Source organism: Streptomyces sp. NPDC050508 (assembly GCF_040655155.1).
GTDB lineage: Bacteria > Actinomycetota > Actinomycetes > Streptomycetales > Streptomycetaceae > Streptomyces.
Map to the genome: position 1 here is coordinate 224,241 of NZ_JBFAJJ010000002.1, position 14,486 is coordinate 238,726.

Annotated in this window: 16 protein-coding genes; 4 read left to right on the top strand and 12 right to left on the bottom strand. The window is 70.8% G+C overall.

Going from position 1 to position 14,486, the window contains the following annotated elements:
* Positions 1-77: 77 nt before the first annotated feature.
* From AB0I69_RS06120 to AB0I69_RS06160, 9 genes are all read right to left on the bottom strand, one after another.
* On the bottom strand, positions 78-755 hold the full coding sequence (locus tag AB0I69_RS06120) for a response regulator transcription factor (RefSeq protein ID WP_363094371.1): 678 nt from the start codon (positions 753-755) through the stop codon (positions 78-80).
* On the bottom strand, positions 752-2,362 hold the full coding sequence (locus tag AB0I69_RS06125; RefSeq protein WP_363094372.1) for a sensor histidine kinase: 1,611 nt from the start codon (positions 2,360-2,362) through the stop codon (positions 752-754). The genes AB0I69_RS06120 and AB0I69_RS06125 overlap by 4 nt, the downstream gene beginning before the upstream one ends.
* Before the next feature lie 10 nt (positions 2,363-2,372).
* Positions 2,373-3,575 (bottom strand): acyltransferase, encoded by a 1,203-nt coding sequence (locus AB0I69_RS06130; protein WP_363094373.1) that lies wholly within the window; start codon positions 3,573-3,575, stop codon positions 2,373-2,375.
* A complete protein-coding gene (locus AB0I69_RS06135; RefSeq protein ID WP_363094374.1) occupies positions 3,568-4,623 on the bottom strand; it encodes an alpha/beta hydrolase in 1,056 nt (351 codons plus the stop codon). The genes AB0I69_RS06130 and AB0I69_RS06135 overlap by 8 nt, the downstream gene beginning before the upstream one ends.
* Positions 4,624-4,798: 175 nt before the next feature.
* Positions 4,799-5,692, bottom strand: coding sequence for an alpha/beta hydrolase (locus AB0I69_RS06140; protein WP_363094375.1), 894 nt, complete (start codon positions 5,690-5,692; stop codon positions 4,799-4,801).
* A gap of 314 nt (positions 5,693-6,006) precedes the next feature.
* Positions 6,007-7,221: a kynureninase gene (gene kynU, locus AB0I69_RS06145; RefSeq protein ID WP_363094376.1), complete on the bottom strand. Its 1,215-nt coding sequence runs from the start codon at positions 7,219-7,221 to the stop codon at positions 6,007-6,009.
* The gene (locus AB0I69_RS06150; RefSeq protein WP_363094377.1) at positions 7,214-8,053 is read right to left on the bottom strand and encodes a tryptophan 2,3-dioxygenase family protein; all 840 of its coding nucleotides are present in this window, start codon (positions 8,051-8,053) and stop codon (positions 7,214-7,216) included. The genes kynU and AB0I69_RS06150 overlap by 8 nt, the downstream gene beginning before the upstream one ends.
* A gap of 153 nt (positions 8,054-8,206) precedes the next feature.
* Positions 8,207-8,620, bottom strand: a complete 414-nt coding sequence (locus AB0I69_RS06155; RefSeq protein ID WP_363094378.1) for a DUF3151 domain-containing protein — start codon at positions 8,618-8,620, stop codon at positions 8,207-8,209.
* Positions 8,621-8,808: 188 nt separating this feature from the next.
* The gene (locus AB0I69_RS06160; RefSeq protein ID WP_363094379.1) at positions 8,809-9,279 is read right to left on the bottom strand and encodes an ATP-binding protein; all 471 of its coding nucleotides are present in this window, start codon (positions 9,277-9,279) and stop codon (positions 8,809-8,811) included.
* A gap of 171 nt (positions 9,280-9,450) precedes the next feature.
* Here AB0I69_RS06160 and AB0I69_RS06165 point away from each other — a divergent pair, with 171 nt between their 5' ends.
* Complete coding sequence (locus tag AB0I69_RS06165; RefSeq protein ID WP_363094380.1) at positions 9,451-10,320, top strand: helix-turn-helix transcriptional regulator; 870 nt, start codon at positions 9,451-9,453, stop codon at positions 10,318-10,320.
* Entirely contained in the window at positions 10,317-10,544 is a 228-nt protein-coding gene (locus tag AB0I69_RS06170; RefSeq protein ID WP_363094381.1) for a DUF397 domain-containing protein, read from the top strand. Before AB0I69_RS06165 ends, AB0I69_RS06170 begins: the two co-directional genes overlap by 4 nt.
* Here the strand turns inward: AB0I69_RS06170 and AB0I69_RS06175 are convergent.
* Positions 10,532-11,395 (bottom strand): helix-turn-helix transcriptional regulator, encoded by an 864-nt coding sequence (locus tag AB0I69_RS06175; RefSeq protein WP_363094382.1) that lies wholly within the window; start codon positions 11,393-11,395, stop codon positions 10,532-10,534. The two genes, AB0I69_RS06170 and AB0I69_RS06175, sit on opposite strands and share 13 nt — an antisense overlap.
* Positions 11,396-11,416: 21 nt before the next feature.
* Positions 11,417-12,169 (bottom strand): DUF6879 family protein, encoded by a 753-nt coding sequence (locus tag AB0I69_RS06180; RefSeq protein ID WP_363094383.1) that lies wholly within the window; start codon positions 12,167-12,169, stop codon positions 11,417-11,419.
* Between the two features lie 174 nt (positions 12,170-12,343).
* Between AB0I69_RS06180 and AB0I69_RS06185 the strand changes: the two genes are divergently transcribed.
* Positions 12,344-12,547 carry a hypothetical protein gene (locus AB0I69_RS06185; protein ID WP_363094384.1) on the top strand — a complete coding sequence of 68 codons (204 nt, stop codon included), beginning with the start codon at positions 12,344-12,346 and terminating at the stop codon, positions 12,545-12,547.
* Positions 12,547-12,780, top strand: coding sequence for a hypothetical protein (locus AB0I69_RS06190; protein WP_363095004.1), 234 nt, complete (start codon positions 12,547-12,549; stop codon positions 12,778-12,780). The genes AB0I69_RS06185 and AB0I69_RS06190 overlap by 1 nt, the downstream gene beginning before the upstream one ends.
* Before the next feature lie 212 nt (positions 12,781-12,992).
* Here AB0I69_RS06190 and AB0I69_RS06195 read toward each other — a convergent pair whose 3' ends face one another.
* Positions 12,993-14,471 carry an MFS transporter gene (locus AB0I69_RS06195; protein WP_363094385.1) on the bottom strand — a complete coding sequence of 493 codons (1,479 nt, stop codon included), beginning with the start codon at positions 14,469-14,471 and terminating at the stop codon, positions 12,993-12,995.
* Positions 14,472-14,486: the final 15 nt, after the last annotated feature.

The following is a 14,486-nucleotide window of genomic DNA, read 5'->3' on the forward strand; positions in this document are numbered from 1 at the left end:
AAGGGTCCTGGCCCGTCCGTCTCAAGTACTACGGGTACCCCTGCGGCTGCCCCAGGGGTACGCCCGACGGACCGGCTTCAGCGACCGCCGCCCGGCCGCACCAGCCCCGACTCGTACGCGAACACCGCCGCCTGCGTACGGTCCCGCAGCCCCAACTTCACCAGGATGCGGCCCACATGGGTCTTCACGGTCTGCTCGGCGACCACCAGGTGCTCGGCGATCTCCGCGTTCGACAGGCCCTGCGCGATCAGTGCGAGCACCTCCGTCTCGCGCTCGGTCAGCTCGCCCACGCGGGCCTTGAGCGGGGCGCGGGGCGTGCCGTTCAGCCGGGAGAACTCGGCGATCAGACGGCGGGTGATGCCGGGCGCGAGCAGCGCGTCACCGGCCGCCACCACCCGTACCGCCTCGGCCAGTTGGTCCGCGGACGCGTCCTTCAGGAGGAAACCGGAGGCACCGGCGCGCAGCGCCTCGTACACGTACTCGTCGAGGTCGAAGGTGGTGAGCACCAGCACCTTTATCTCCGGCGTCGCGTCGGTGATGCGACGGGTCGCCTCGATGCCGCCGAGTTCGGGCATACGGATGTCCATGAGGACGACGTCCGGGGCGAGTTCGGCGACCTTGACCACCGCGTCCAGGCCGTCGACCGCCTGGCCGACCACCTCGATGCCGGGCTGGGCGTTGAGCAGCACGGTGAAGCCCTGCCGGACCATCTGCTGGTCGTCGGCGATGAGTACGCGGATGGTGCCGCTCGTCATGGGTTCTCGTCTCCTGTCTCGAAGGTGATCCCGGGAGCGGCGGATGTACCGCGATCGTCGGGATCGACCGGATCGGCGGGATCAGTCGGACCAGTGGGATCCGTGGGACCGGTCGGTTCGTCGGGGCCGGCGACACCGTCCCTGGGCAGGAACGCCGCGACCGTGAAGCCGCCCTGGAACGTCCTTGCCGCGGTCAGGTGCCCGCCCAGCATCGCCGCGCGCTCCCGCATGCCGAGCAGGCCGTGCCCGGCGCCCGGGGAGGGCGGGGCGGCCCGCTGCGGGCGCGAGTTGGTGACCGTCAGCTGCAGGCCGTCGGCGACGTGGCCCACTTCGACGGCCACCGTGGAACCGGGGGCGTGGCGCAGCGCGTTGCTCAGTGCCTCCTGGATGATCCGGTACGCCGACAGCTCCACGCCGGGTGCCAGCGGGCGCACCTCGCCCCTGACGTCGCTGCGCACGTCGAGCCCGGCCGCCCTGGTGTTCTCGATCAGGGCGTCCAGGCGGTCGAGGGTGGGCTGCGGGGCGTCGGGGGCGACACCGGTGCCGGGGCCGGCCAGGGCGTACGGGTCCTCCGGATACTCCGGGTTCTCCGCGCGGAGCACGCCGAGGACCCGGCGCAGTTCGGTGAGGGCTTCGAGGGCGTTCTGTCTGATGCCGGCGAGGTTCTCCTTGAGTTCCTCCGACGGGTTCTCCACCAGGTGGGGGGCCACCTGCGCCTGGATGGAGATCACCGACATGTGGTGGGCGACCACGTCGTGCAGTTCGCGGGCGATACGGCTGCGCTCCTCCAGGAGCGTGCGGCGGTTGCGCTCCTCCGCCGTGATCGTCACCTGCTCCACGAGCTGGGTACGGGCCTCCCTGCGACCGCGCAGCGCGGTGCCGACGAGGACGGCCACCGCGCAGACGGCGACCGCGACCACTCCCGTCGAGGAGTAGCTCTGGCCGCCGACCACGCCCTGGATGACGAACGTCGTCAGGGCGGTCGCGGCCAGCGCCGCGAGGGCTCTGCGGGCGGGTTCGCGCAAGGCCAGGAGCAGCAGGACGGCGGCCTGGACAACGACTTCGGACGTGCTCCAGGGCCAGTTGGGGGCCGGGAACGGGCCGTGGGCCAGGGCGGGGCGGACGCCCAGGACCGGGCCCGCCGACAGGGCGGTGAAGGCCGTGACGGTGAGGGACAGGGCCCAGGCGGGGAGGGGGCGCCGCAGAGCGAGGACCAGGGCGACGCCCTGCCCGAAGCCGGCCAACACGCCCTGCGGTCTGGCCAGTTCGTAGTCACTCATCATCTCGTTCATGCCGGACATGGAGAGGCCGAGGGCGACGAGGGACACGACGGCATACGTCAGGCGGCGGAGCCAGCGGCGTTCGGGGAACGGGGTGAGGGTGGGTGCGGGTGCGGGTGCGGGTGCGGGTGCGGGTGCGGGTGCGGGTGCGGGTGCGGGTTGCGAGTTGGGTGCGGGTTGGTGGGGGGACTCCCGGCCTTCGGCCAGGTCTGGATTCCCACCCGCACCACCCGCACCGCCCGTGACGCTTTCGTCGTCGGGTGCGGGTGGCCCCTGTGGGACTCGCTCGCCGTCGGCGGCCGGAGGTTCGTGGGCGGGAACGTTCATCTGGGCAACCCTAGGCACGGTGAAGGTTCTTCGCTCGGATGCGGATGCGGTTCAGGCGTGGGCGCGGGCGCGGATCCTGTTCGTACATCCTGAACGCCGTCCAGCAGATCGTCAGGGCCAGTGCGAAGACCGGGAGCCACGCCACTCGGGCCGCGACCCAGGTCAGGCTGTCGGGGCGGGTGTGCAGGCCGAGCAGGTGGCCCGAGGGCAGGGTCGCGGCCGTGACGGCCATCAGAGCCGTCTGGTGCCAGAGGAAGATCGTCATCGCGGAGAGGTTGACCAGTACCACCGCCGACCAGGCGAGCGGGCGGCGCATCGCACGGCGCAGCCGGTCGCGGAGGAGCAGGGCCAGACCGCACTGGGCCAGGCCGAAGGTGACCGCGGCCAGGGTCGGCGGGTCCAGGTTGGAGATCGTGGTCCCGGGGACACCGACCATCGACGCCGGGTAGCCCGCCCAGACGACCAGTGCCGCTGTCGCCGCCGTGCCGCCGGCCAGGAGGACCCAGCCCGCTCGGGCCCGGTCCAGCTCACCGCGGGTCCAGGCCGCGCCCAGGGTGTAGGGCACCAGCCAGCCCGCCGCCACGTTGACCCAGCCGAGCCAGGACGGGCCGCCGAGCCCGAAACGGATCAGGTCCACGTGCAGGACGACGGCCAGTGGCCACAGAGGGTTGAGCCGGGCCACGAGAGGAGTGGCCGCCGTCAGGCCCGCGAACACGACCAGGAACCACATCGGTGACAGCGCCAGCTTGACCAGTGTGCGGACCGTCTCGAAGTCCGCGCCGGACAGGAGCAGCGCGACGGCCGTCACCGTCCACAGGGTGAGGACCGCCACGACCGGTTTGAACAGCCGGGACAGACGGGCGGCCAGCCACTGACCGTACGACGTGCCCCGGGCGCGCGCCGAGGCATACCCACGGGTCGCCACATGACCGCCCACCAGGAAGAACACCGCCAGGGTCTGGAAGACCCAGGAGACGGGCGCCAGCCAGGGCATGTGCTGCAACGGGCTCGCCGTGTACAGGGTGCCGCCGTCCGCGACCAGGGCCGTGACCAGCCAGTGGCCCATGACGACACCGAGGATCGCGAAGGCCCGCAGGGCGTCCACGGCCCGGTCCCGCTCCGGCGGGGTCACGGCGTCGACGCGAGCGGCGCTCCGCCGTATGCCCTGTATCGCGCCGCTCAGGACCGCGCCGTTCAGGGGCTGTTCACGCACGGGTGACCTCCGAGGTCTCGCCGAGGACGATCCGGGCGAGGTTGGCCAGGGAGGCCGTGCCCGGTGAGAAGTAGTCGCTGTGGCCGCCGTCGCCGGCCGCGAAGACGCGGGCGCCGAACGTCGGGGACACCGGGTCGGTACCGAAGCCGACGGTCGTGCCGAACAGGTCCGCGCTGACGTGCGGGACGCCTCCGACCCAGTCGTCGTCGCCGCGCGCCGCCCAGACGCGGGCCGGAGTGCGCAGGCCGGCGGCGGAGTCGGCGCCCGTGCCGGGGCTGCCGATCAGGACGAGGTCGGACACGTCCAGGCCGGCGGCGGCGCGACCGCAGACGACCGTGCCGTACGAGTGGCACAGCAGCGTGAGCTGGGCATCGCGCCCGGTGATGCCGCGCAGCTGCCGTATGAACTCCCGTAGGTGCGGGGCCGCTTGGTCTGCTCTGCCCTCGGTCAGCACCGTGGCGCTCACCGTGCGCGGGGTGCGGTAGCCGAGCCAGGACAGCACAGCCGTACGGGAGTCGGGGGCGTCCCGGGTCAGTTGGCGGTGCAGGTTCAGCGCGGTCGCGCGGAAGCGGTCGTAGGTGTCGAGGGAGGTGTCCGAGCCGGGGACCAGGACGGCTATGCGGTCGGCGTGGGCCAGGTCGCCGATAACCTCCGTCGCCCGGCCGGGGCCGCGGCCGTCGAAGGCGAGGAAGCGGCGGGCCGGGTCGGCCATGGCGCGGTCCGCCGCGGCGCGATGGTCGTTGCCGTCGGCCGCGGCCATGCGGGACGCCTCCGCGGCGTTGGCACGGTTGGCCGCGTACGCCTCGTCCAACGTGGCCGCCGTGAGCGGGGCGAGCGTGGCGGGAGGCGGGGCGGGGATCTCGGGCTGCGCCGCGGCCGAGAGGGGGATCACGACGGCACCGGTGACGAACGCGGCGAGGAGGGCGCGGCGCCATCTGCCAGTACGGCGACGCCCCCGTCCGCCGCGCCTGCCCACCCGCCGTTCAGCAACTTCCGTACCCCGCGCGGCAGTTGCTGCCGCCCCGGCCACCCCCGTGTCGAGCCCCATCCCCGTCTCCCCTCCCAGTCCGCCCGGCCATCGGGCTCATCTGGAAGGAAAATTACGGATCCGCGCCCGTCGTCCGCGTCACGCCAGGGAGCTCACCTGCGCCGTAGCTCTCAGGTATTACGGGTATGACCCGGGTATGACCGGGGCGGACGGATGCCGGGACGGCTGCTGCTGCTCACCAGGCCAGCTGGGCGATCTCCTCCGCCACCACCGCGCACGCGTCCGCCGCCGGGTCGATCAGCGGGAAGTGGCCGACGTCCTCCAGCAGCGTGAGGCCCACGACCTCGCCGGACTTCGCCGCCGCGTCCGCGTACGACTCGGCGACCGCCTGCGGGACTTCGGTATCGGTGCGGCCCTGGACCAGCGTGGTCGCGATGCCGGTGGGGAGCAGGAGGGTCGGGTCGGCGTACGGCAGGCGCTCGGCGAACTTGCTTTCCCCGCCCAGGAGTTGACCGGCCGCTCCGGCGCACACGGCGAGCTTCTCGGCGACCGTGAAGTCGGCGATCGGGGCGAGGGCGACCACACCGCGCAGCGCGGCGGGGGCGTCGGTGCGCCAGGGGGCGTCCTTGGGGAGGACGTGCCGGGCCGCCGCCCACAGGGCGAGTTGGCCGCCCGCCGAGTGACCGGTGATCACCGTGCGGCGCGGATCGGCCTGCGGAAGTGCCTTCCGGGCGAGCGCCGGGAGCGCGTCCATGGCCGCCGCGACATCGTCGAAGGTGTCCGGCCAGCGGCCCGCGACCGGGTGCGTACCGCCCTGCGTGGGCAGGGCCGCGCCCCGCCGGTACTCGACATTGGCCACCGCGAACCCCCGGCGGGCCAGGAAGTCCACGAACGGGGTGATGTGCCGGCGGTCGTACGGCGCACGCCACGCTCCCCCGTGCAGTACGACGACCAGCGGGGCCGGTACGCCCGGCACCCGCTCGCCGTGCGGGGCGTAGAAGTCGATCACCTGGTCGGGGTGTTCGCCGTACGCGGCGGTGCTGTCGGGGTCCACGGCGGGGTGCGAGAAGACCGACTCCTCTTCTGCGGCGGCTGCGGCGGCACGTGCGGCAGCGGCGTCGTCCGGCATGCTCCAACCTCTCAGCGACGATGGGGGCACCTCCCAGGCTTTCGGCACTGGGGGAGGACTTGGACGGAACGGGATGTGACGGGACATGGCGGCCAGGAGAGAGACACGCGGAGAAATTCGGCCGTCTGCGGGACGCTACCAGGCCAATGACGTGCACGGAGACCGCGGTTGTCACGCTTGGTGAGGGGTAAACGGTTCGGCACCCCGCGGCCCCGACGGGCGGAGGCCGACAAGATCACCGTGCGCCCCCGCCTGGACAGGGGCGCACGGCACCGACATCACCGACACATAACCACTCTCGCGCCATACGCCGGTTAGATCGAGGTACACAGCCTCTGGCGAACCACGTCTCCCAGCACCCAAGCCGCCCGCTCCACGTCCCCGAACCCGACGTACAACGGCGTGAACCCGAACCGCAGCACGTCCGGTTGCCGGAAGTCGCCTACGACGCCCCGCTCGATCAGCCGCTTCATCACGTCACCGGCGTCCGCGCACCGCAGCGCGACCTGGCTGCCGCGCTCCGCGGGGGTCACCGGAGTCACCGACTCCACCCGCCCGGCGGGGACGTACGACGCCACGCACTCCAGGAAGAAGTCCGTCAGGGCGAGGGACTTGGCGCGCACCGCCTCGATCGAGACGCCGTCGCCGTCCCACACCTCCAGGGCGGCTTCGAGGGCGAGCATGGAGAGGATGTCCGGGGTGCCGACCCGGCCGCGCAGCGCGCCCGCCGCCGGTTCGTAGGCGGACCGCATGCCGAAGGGTTCGGCGTGCGAGTTCCAGCCGGGGAGCGGGGAGTCGAAGCGGTCCTGCAACTCCCGCCGCACATACAGATAGGCGGGCGAACCCGGGCCGCCGTTCAGGTACTTGTAGGTGCAGCCGACCGCGAGGTCCACCCCGTGCTCGTCGAGTCCGACCGGCAGGGCACCCGCGCTGTGGCACAGGTCCCAGACCACGACCGCGCCCGCCGCGTGCACGGCGGCCGTGAGCGCGGGCAGGTTGTGCAGCCGGCCGGTGCGGTAGTCGACGTGGTTGAGGAGCACCGCAGCCGTACGGTCACCGAGCACGCCCGGCACCTCGGCCGGGGTCACCGGCCGCAGCGTGCAGCCGGTCATCCGGGCCGCCGACTCGGCGATGTACCCGTCTGTGGGAAAGGTGGTGGCATCGACGACGATCTCGTCCCGGCCCGAGCCGGCCGTCATCCGCACCGCCGCCACAAGTGCCTTGAAAACATTGACACTTGTGGAGTCACCGACGACGATCTGCCCGGCCGCCGCCCCGACCAGCGGAGCGATCCGGTCGCCGATCCGCTCGGGCGCGGTCCACCAGCCGCTCTCGTCCCAGGAGCGGATGCGCAGCTCGCCCCACTGCCGGCGGACGACGTCCTCGACCCGGCCGGGAACGCCCACCGGCAGCGCGCCGAGCGAGTTCCCGTCCAGATAGACAACGTCATCGAGGACGAACTGCGAACGCACGCCCGCCAGTTCATCGGCGGCGTCCAACTTCTCAGCCTTCAGGACGAGTTCAGACATGGGACCGCGCCGTCCACAGCTCGGGGAACACGTTCTTCTGCGCGCGCTTCTCCAGCCAGGCCACCCCGGCGGAGCCGCCCGTGCCGGTCTTCGCGCCCATCGCGCGCCGGGTGGCGACGAGGTGGTCGTTGCGCCATCGCCACACCAGCTCGGCGACATCGGTCAACGCCTCGCCGAGCCGCGCGAGTTCGGCATCAGCGTCACCGGAGTAGAGGGAGGTCCACACCTCCTCCACCGCGTCCGACGGCTCGTACCGCAGCGTCACGTCCCGCGTCAGTACGGCCTCGGGGACCGCGTGCCCGCGCCGGTCGAGGAGCCTCAACACCTCGTCGTAGAGGCTCGGTTCGTGCAGTGCCTTCTCCAGCTCGGCGTGCACGCGCGGTGCGCCGCGGTGCGGGACGAGCATGGACGCGGACTTCTCGCCGAGCAGGAACTCCATGCGGCGGTACATCGCGGACTGGAAGCCGGAGCCCTCGCCGAGGGCGGCACGGTAGGAGTTGAACTGGGCCGGCGTGAGCTGGCCGAGGGGCCGCCAGGAGGCGTTGAGCGCGTCGAGTTCCCGTACGGAACGCTTCAGCGCGTCGATCGCGACCGGCACCCGGTCCTCGCGCAGGGCCCGCGCGGCGGTCTCCCACTCGTGGACGATGACGGTGAACCACAGCTCCATGACCTGGGTGGTGACCAGGAAGACCATCTCTCCGGGGTCGTCGGAGCGGGTGTGCTGGAGGTGGGTGAGGACGTCGGCCTGGACGTAGTCCTCGTAGGGGGTCGTCCCCCGGAAGTCGAGATGCGGGGCCTCGGGCTCCTGAGGTTCCTGAGCCGGTTGGGACATCGCTGTCTCCTGATGCGTACTCCGGGTAGCGGTCCGCCCCTGCCGTTTTCGACACGGTGACCCCGGTCCCCACCGGGCATCCTCCCCAATCGTCCCCCGAGACCGCAAGGTCCGCCTGGTCACACCAGGCGGACCTGCATCAACGTCCCCGGACTAGCCGAGCGTCTGGGCCGCCGTGGGCGAGGAGTCCTTCAGGAACTGCGCACAGCGCGCGTACTCCTCCTGCTCGCCGATCGCCTGCGCGGCACGGGCGAGGGCGTGCAGGGCTCGCAGGAAGCCGCGGTTCGGCTCGTGCTCCCAGGGGACCGGGCCGTGGCCCTTCCAGCCGTTGCGGCGCAGGGAGTCCAGGCCGCGGTGGTAGCCCGTACGGGCATAGGCGTACGACTCCACGACACTGCCGCGCTCGAACGCGTCGTCGGCCAGCCGGGCCCAGGCGAGCGAGGAGGTCGGGTACTTGGCGGCGACATCGGCGGGCGCCGTACCGCTCGCGAGGAGGTCGCGCGGGCCGGGTTCTTCAGGGAGGTGGGTCGGGGGCGGTCCCCCGAGGAGGTTCTCGTGAATCGTCATGGGTTCCAGTCTCCCTCAGGGGCGGCGATTGACCGGCATCGAGCCCACGTCGGCTCGCTTTGGCTCGCTTGGACAAGGAAATCGGCTCCTGGATCACCGTGAGTGACGGCGGTAACAAGTCCGGTGTCAATGCCGCCCCTGAGAGGCGGTGCGCTTCCGAACCCCGCGTATACCCCTGGCCTCCCGCGTCAGCCCCATCCCGGTTCAGCAGGCACCCGGCACCGCACCTGCTTCCCGATCGCCGACCTCCGCACCTGCCACCCCGGCGCCAGCAGCCCGACCAGCCCGAGCCCCCGCCCGCTCTCCGCCTCTGCGCTGTCGAGCGCGATCGACCGTCGCGTCGGCAACGCACCGGGATCCGGATCGTGCACGTTCACCGCGATGCCGTACGACGTCACGTACACCTCGACCACGAGAGGCACGTGTGGCCCGCAGGCCCGCACGGAATTGCCGACCAGCTCGGACAGCACGAGCTGCGCGGAGTCGACGGCGTCACTCGCGATGCCGTGACCGAGAAGTTCGTCGCGGGTCAACGCCCTTACGGCGCCCAGGTTTTGCGGTGAGGCACAGATGTGGGCGGCGAAACCCTGGGGGCGGGGGCGGAGGTAGTAGCCGGGGGTGGGGTGCGGGGTGAGCGTGAGCTGCGATACGGGGAGCATGGCGTCTCCTGACGACCAAGGGCATGCCGGACGAGCAACTGCGGCCAGCACAGTGGACTTGGCTTCAAGAGTGACAACTCCACCTCCAACTCGCAACCTTGTCACCCGAATTGCATATTCGACATCATGTTCCCGTCGATACGACGCCGTCCGTGATGCCATGCTGTTGCCATGCCAAACATGCGCCCCGTTCCGACCGTCCGTCGCCGACGTCTCGGTCAGGCCCTGCGCCAGTACCGCAATGCGGCCGGCCTCAGCCTCGACACGGCGGCACGGGCGATGGAGTGGATCGGCCCGAAGCTCTCGCGCATCGAGACGGCCAACGGGTACATCCGCCCCACCGAAGTGGCCCCGCTGCTCAAGGCATACGGAGTGGTCGACCCGGAGGTCGTCTCGGCGCTGGAGGCCCTGGCCAAGGACGCGCGCAAGCAGGGTTGGTGGCAGACCTACACCGGCATCCTCTCCCCCTCCTACGCCGACTACATCTCCCTCGAATCGGACGCCGACAGCATCCGCGAGTTCTCTCCCTTGCTCATCCCGGGCCTGTTGCAGTCGGCTGCTTACGCACGCGAGAGCATCGGCACCAACGCCATCAGGCGTACTCCGGAGGAGGTGGCGGCGCTGGCCGAGGTGCGCCAGGCCCGCCAGTCCGTCCTCACCCGCCCCGACGGCCCGCTCAAGCTGTGGGCCGTGATCCACGAGGCGGCCCTGCACCAACGATTCGCCCTGCGCCCCACAACCATGCGCGAACAGCTACGGCGGCTGCTCGATGCCGCGGAGATGCCCAACGTGACCATTCAAGTGATGCCACTGGACGCGACTCCGCACCCCGGCAACGTCGGCGGCTTCGGCCTGGTCGGCTTCCCCTCGCCGATGCCCGACGTAGTGCTACTGGAGAATCTCATCGGCTCGTCCTACGTTGAGGGCGTCGACGATGTTCGAACCTTCGCCGACGCCTTCGAACGCATCGTCGCGGCAGCGCTTCCGACCGATGATTCCTTGGCACTGATCGCCCGCATCGAGGAGAAACAGCGCACATGAGCGACACCCCCAAGCCGGACCTGTACAGCTTCGACCTGACCACGGCGATATGGCACAAGGCATCCGCCAGCGGCGGGGAGGGCAACTGCGTCGAGATCGCCCAACTCCCGCTCGGAGCAAAGGCAGTTCGCGACTCCAAGGATCCCGATCGAGCCGCCCTGCGCTTCACCTCCTCCGGATGGGCCGCCTTCCGCGCAGGCATGCTCGCGCCTCATGCCGAGTAAGGCCCCAAAGCCCGCTGCGCCGCGTTGATCACGTTGTGCGCGTCGTTGCCGTACAGCGCTGACTCCGCCAACGTCGCCCAGACACGCAGGTAGGTGGCGACACTGTCGGCGTCGTCGATCCACAGCTCCGCGTGCCAGTCCTCGACGATGACGAGGCGTTCGTCGTAGACCCAGAAGCTGTTGCCCGGCCAGATCTTCAGTGGGGCGCTGAACGGGATGATGCCTAGTTCGACGGTGTCCAGGCCGATGGTGGCGGCGAGGTGGTGGAGTTGCGCCGCCAGGACGGACGGCGGGCAGACCAAAGAACGGAGTGCGCCCTCCCACATCATGATCCGGTGGGTGCGGCCCCGCTGGTACAGCCGTTCCTGCCGTTGGATCCGGGCGCGGACCGCGTCCTCGGTGTCGCGTGGTGACCGTAGGAGATCGGCGTGCCGGGCGAAGACGTGGCGGGCGTAGTCCGCGGTTTGCAGCAAGCCCGGGATCAGGCAGTTCTCCCAGATCGTGAGGACCCTGGTGCGCTCGTGCTCCACGGTGGCGGCGTCCTGGACGGTCTTGTGCCCTGCGGCCAACTGACGGCGCCACGAGCGGATGTGTGACTCGAACCCCCGTAGTTTGGCGAGGAGTTCGTCAATTGCCTCGGGCTGACCCGTCCCGTTCGCCCACGCCCTCAAGTCGTCGGCCGTGGCCGTCTGCCTGCCGTTCTCCAGCTTGCTGACCTTGACCTTGGTCCATCCCGGGCCGAGCCGTTCCGCGAGCCGCGTACCGGTGAGCCGGCCGTCAGGAGCCGTCAGACGAAGCTCCCGGAGTCGTATCCCGAGCGCCTCGCGGGCCTGCTGATAGTCCGTGCTCACCGATAGGCACCTGCCTTACCTCTACCCCCTGGCGTCGGCCAAGGCCTTGAACCGCTCGTACGGGACGGCGTAGTGCATCGCGACGTCACGCAGCCGGTTGTACTGGTTGACGCGTGCGGGCTCCGTGATCAGTTCGGCACCCGTGAGATTGTCTTCGTCGTCCCAGAGGCACAGGGCGACGATATGCGAGTCGAAGATCCAGAAGTCTTCGTCGGGCAGGTGCACGCGCTCGGCGTCCTCGCGCCACATGTTCCGCACCTCCTCACCCAGCGCCGCATTGTGTTCGGCGTGCGCCAGAAGGTACAACTGCCCTTCCGTCGGCGGGTTGTCGACGATACGGACGCGGCCGACGTATGCGCCGTCGCGCGTCTTGGCGCCGATGGTGCGTGCCCAGGGCGAGTCCATGTCCCAGGTCGGAGTCTCGCCCCGGACGAACTGGGCGTAGGTGTCGGTGGCCCGGTCCACGGCGTACCCCTTGCGCATCTCCAGATGCCAGGCGCTGTGCTGGAAGTTCTCGAAGAGCCGCGCGAAGGTCTCCGGGTCGAGGATGCGTGGCTCGGTGTCTCGGTTCGTCGGGCCGAAGTCGATGATCGTGTTGCGCGGCACCACGACGGGGATCTCGTCCTCGTCCAGGTGTTGAAGCTGGGCGATGGCGTCCGGGGCGGTGAGCCGGGGACCGTGCACGATGATCTCGCCCGTGTCCAGGTCTTCATGGATCGCGGGGCAGGAACCTCCGCCGCTACCGGTGCCGTTGAAGCGCAGGCGTCGCGTCATGACCAGTTCCTTTCCTCGGGAGGACTGATCCATCAAGCATCACGGAGGGCAACGGCCCGTGTACCGGGTTCGGTTGGCCCGCGCGGCTAACATCGCGCAACTTCACCGCGCCATCAAGAAACTCTGAGCAACTCCCCTCGTGCCACGCAACTCCCCCCTCCTACCGTCCTGTTCATGGCTACGACGGAACAGCGGGACGTCGACCCGCATACGGCAGTGGAGTCCCTCCGGCAAGCACTCGCCGAGGCCGGGATCGTCCTCCCGTCCCTCGGCGTCGACTTCGTGCACCCCGGCCTGAAGCTCGTCGAGATGGGGCGAGTCCACGCCGACGTAGCCGTACGTCTGGCGGAGGCAGTTCGGCGAGGGGGCTGTGAATGATGGCAGTGAAACAGCAGGAAGGCACTCTGGTCTTCGACGCCGAGACCAGCGAACTCGGTTACGTCATGGGCCACGAAGGCCCGTACATCCAGTTGCGGCCAGTGACTGGCGGACGCGAGTGGGACGCCTCCCCGGTTCACGTCCGTCCGGCCACGGAGGCAGAACGGCGCACAGCCATGTGTGAGCGCACTCGGGCACTCAACGCGGCGAGCAGCGGCGGAACCTTCGTATGAGTACGTCGGCCACCGACGACCTCTCAGCGCGCTCCGCCGAATGTGCCCTCGCCGCCCGGGCGGGTTATCAAGACCTGCATCAGGGCTGCCGCCAGACCGACGACATCCCCCTACCTCACGGGGGCGGCATCGTCCTGGTCGCGCGGTGCACCTGCCTCTGCCACGCATCCATCGGTACGGAGGCATAGTCCCGCCCGCTCGCTGTCGAACCCCTACCCCGCATCGAGACGCCCCTTCCCCACCCGCGGCTCCAACGGCGGAGCCGTCACCCACCCGTGCGTGAGGCATTCCGGGCGGCGGCAGTCCGGCGCCGGGCGGCGCACGGTCGCGTACGCCAGCACCGACCCCACCACCAGGACGCCCGCGCACCACAGCATCGCCCGGTCGAAGGCGTGGTCGAAGGCGGGTGCCGAGCGGTACGCCTCCGGGCCCATGCCTGCCAACAAGGGCAGCGCCGCGACCGCGATCAGGCCGGCCGCGCGGGCCGCCGCGTTGTTGATGCCGCTGGCCAGGCCCGCCCGTGCGGTGTCCACGGAGGCGAGGACGGTGGCCGTCAGGGGAGCTACCAGGGTGACCATGCCGGCGCCCATCACCAGCAGGGCGGGCAGGACGTCGGCGAGGTACGAGGCGTCCGGGCCCACCCGCAGCATCAGCAGCATCGCCACCGCGCACAGCAGCGGGCCGACCGTCAGCGGGATGCGCGGGCCGATGCGCTGGGCCAGTTCGCCCGAGCGGGCCGAGAAGAGCAGCATCAGGGCAGTTGTCGGGAGGAGGGCCGTGCCGGCCTGGAGCGCCGAGTAGCCCGCCACTACCTGGAGTTGGAGCGCGGTGAGGAAGAAGAAGCCGCCGAAGGCCGCGTAGACGCAGAGGGTGACGAGGTTGACCGCCGTGAACTGGCGCGACGCGAAGATGCCCGGCGGCATCATCGGGTCGGCGCTGCGCTTCTCGACGTAGACGAAGGCGACGCCCGCGGCCACGCCCGCGACGGCGGTGAGGATCACGACGGGGAGTGAGCCGTCGCCCGCCTCGATCAGCGCGTAGGTGACGAGGGCGAGGGCGATCGCGCCCAGTGCCGCGCCCAGGACGTCGAAGCGGCCGTGCTTGCGGCCGTCCGCGGACTCGGGGACGTGGCGTACGGCGATGGGGGCGCACACCAGCGCCATCGGGACGTTGATCAGGAACACCCAGCGCCAGCCGGGGCCGTCCACCAGCCAGCCGCCGAGGAACGGGCCGATCGCCGCGCCGATGCCGCCGAATCCGGACCACAGGCCGACCGCCCTGGCCCGGTCGTCGGGGTGGAAGGAGGCCTGGATCAGGGCGAGGGAGCCGGGGGTGAGGAGTGCGCCGCCGATGCCCTGGAGTGCACGCGCGGCGACCAGGACGGCCACATTGGGCGCGAGTCCGCACAGCAGCGACGCCGCCGCGAACCACACGACACCGATGACGAAGACCTTGCGGCGGCCGTAGCGGTCCCCGAGCGAACCGCCGAGGAGGATCAGGCCGGCCAGCGTGAGCATGTACGCGTTGGCCGTCCACTGGAGGGCGGCCAGGTCGGCGTCGAGATCGCGGCCGATGCGGGGCAGGGCGACGTTGACGACGGTGGAGTCCACCATGGCCATGCTGGAGCCGAGCACCGTGGTCAGCAGGATCCACTTGCCCTGGGGCGAGGCGAGCCGGACGTCGGAGGACATGCCCCCAGGTATACA

Coding starts and splice junctions, on each gene's coding strand:
- AB0I69_RS06120 (WP_363094371.1), bottom strand. CDS start 755: ATGACGAGCGGCACCATCCGCGTACTCATCGCCGACGACCAGCAGATG.
- AB0I69_RS06125 (WP_363094372.1), bottom strand. CDS start 2,362: ATGAACGTTCCCGCCCACGAACCTCCGGCCGCCGACGGCGAGCGAGTC.
- AB0I69_RS06135 (WP_363094374.1), bottom strand. CDS start 4,623: ATGGGGCTCGACACGGGGGTGGCCGGGGCGGCAGCAACTGCCGCGCGG.
- AB0I69_RS06140 (WP_363094375.1), bottom strand. CDS start 5,692: ATGCCGGACGACGCCGCTGCCGCACGTGCCGCCGCAGCCGCCGCAGAA.
- kynU (WP_363094376.1), bottom strand. CDS start 7,221: ATGTCTGAACTCGTCCTGAAGGCTGAGAAGTTGGACGCCGCCGATGAA.
- AB0I69_RS06150 (WP_363094377.1), bottom strand. CDS start 8,053: ATGTCCCAACCGGCTCAGGAACCTCAGGAGCCCGAGGCCCCGCATCTC.
- AB0I69_RS06155 (WP_363094378.1), bottom strand. CDS start 8,620: ATGACGATTCACGAGAACCTCCTCGGGGGACCGCCCCCGACCCACCTC.
- AB0I69_RS06160 (WP_363094379.1), bottom strand. CDS start 9,279: ATGCTCCCCGTATCGCAGCTCACGCTCACCCCGCACCCCACCCCCGGC.
- AB0I69_RS06165 (WP_363094380.1), top strand. CDS start 9,451: ATGCCAAACATGCGCCCCGTTCCGACCGTCCGTCGCCGACGTCTCGGT.
- AB0I69_RS06170 (WP_363094381.1), top strand. CDS start 10,317: ATGAGCGACACCCCCAAGCCGGACCTGTACAGCTTCGACCTGACCACG.
- AB0I69_RS06180 (WP_363094383.1), bottom strand. CDS start 12,169: ATGACGCGACGCCTGCGCTTCAACGGCACCGGTAGCGGCGGAGGTTCC.
- AB0I69_RS06185 (WP_363094384.1), top strand. CDS start 12,344: ATGGCTACGACGGAACAGCGGGACGTCGACCCGCATACGGCAGTGGAG.
- AB0I69_RS06190 (WP_363095004.1), top strand. CDS start 12,547: ATGGCAGTGAAACAGCAGGAAGGCACTCTGGTCTTCGACGCCGAGACC.
- AB0I69_RS06195 (WP_363094385.1), bottom strand. CDS start 14,471: ATGTCCTCCGACGTCCGGCTCGCCTCGCCCCAGGGCAAGTGGATCCTG.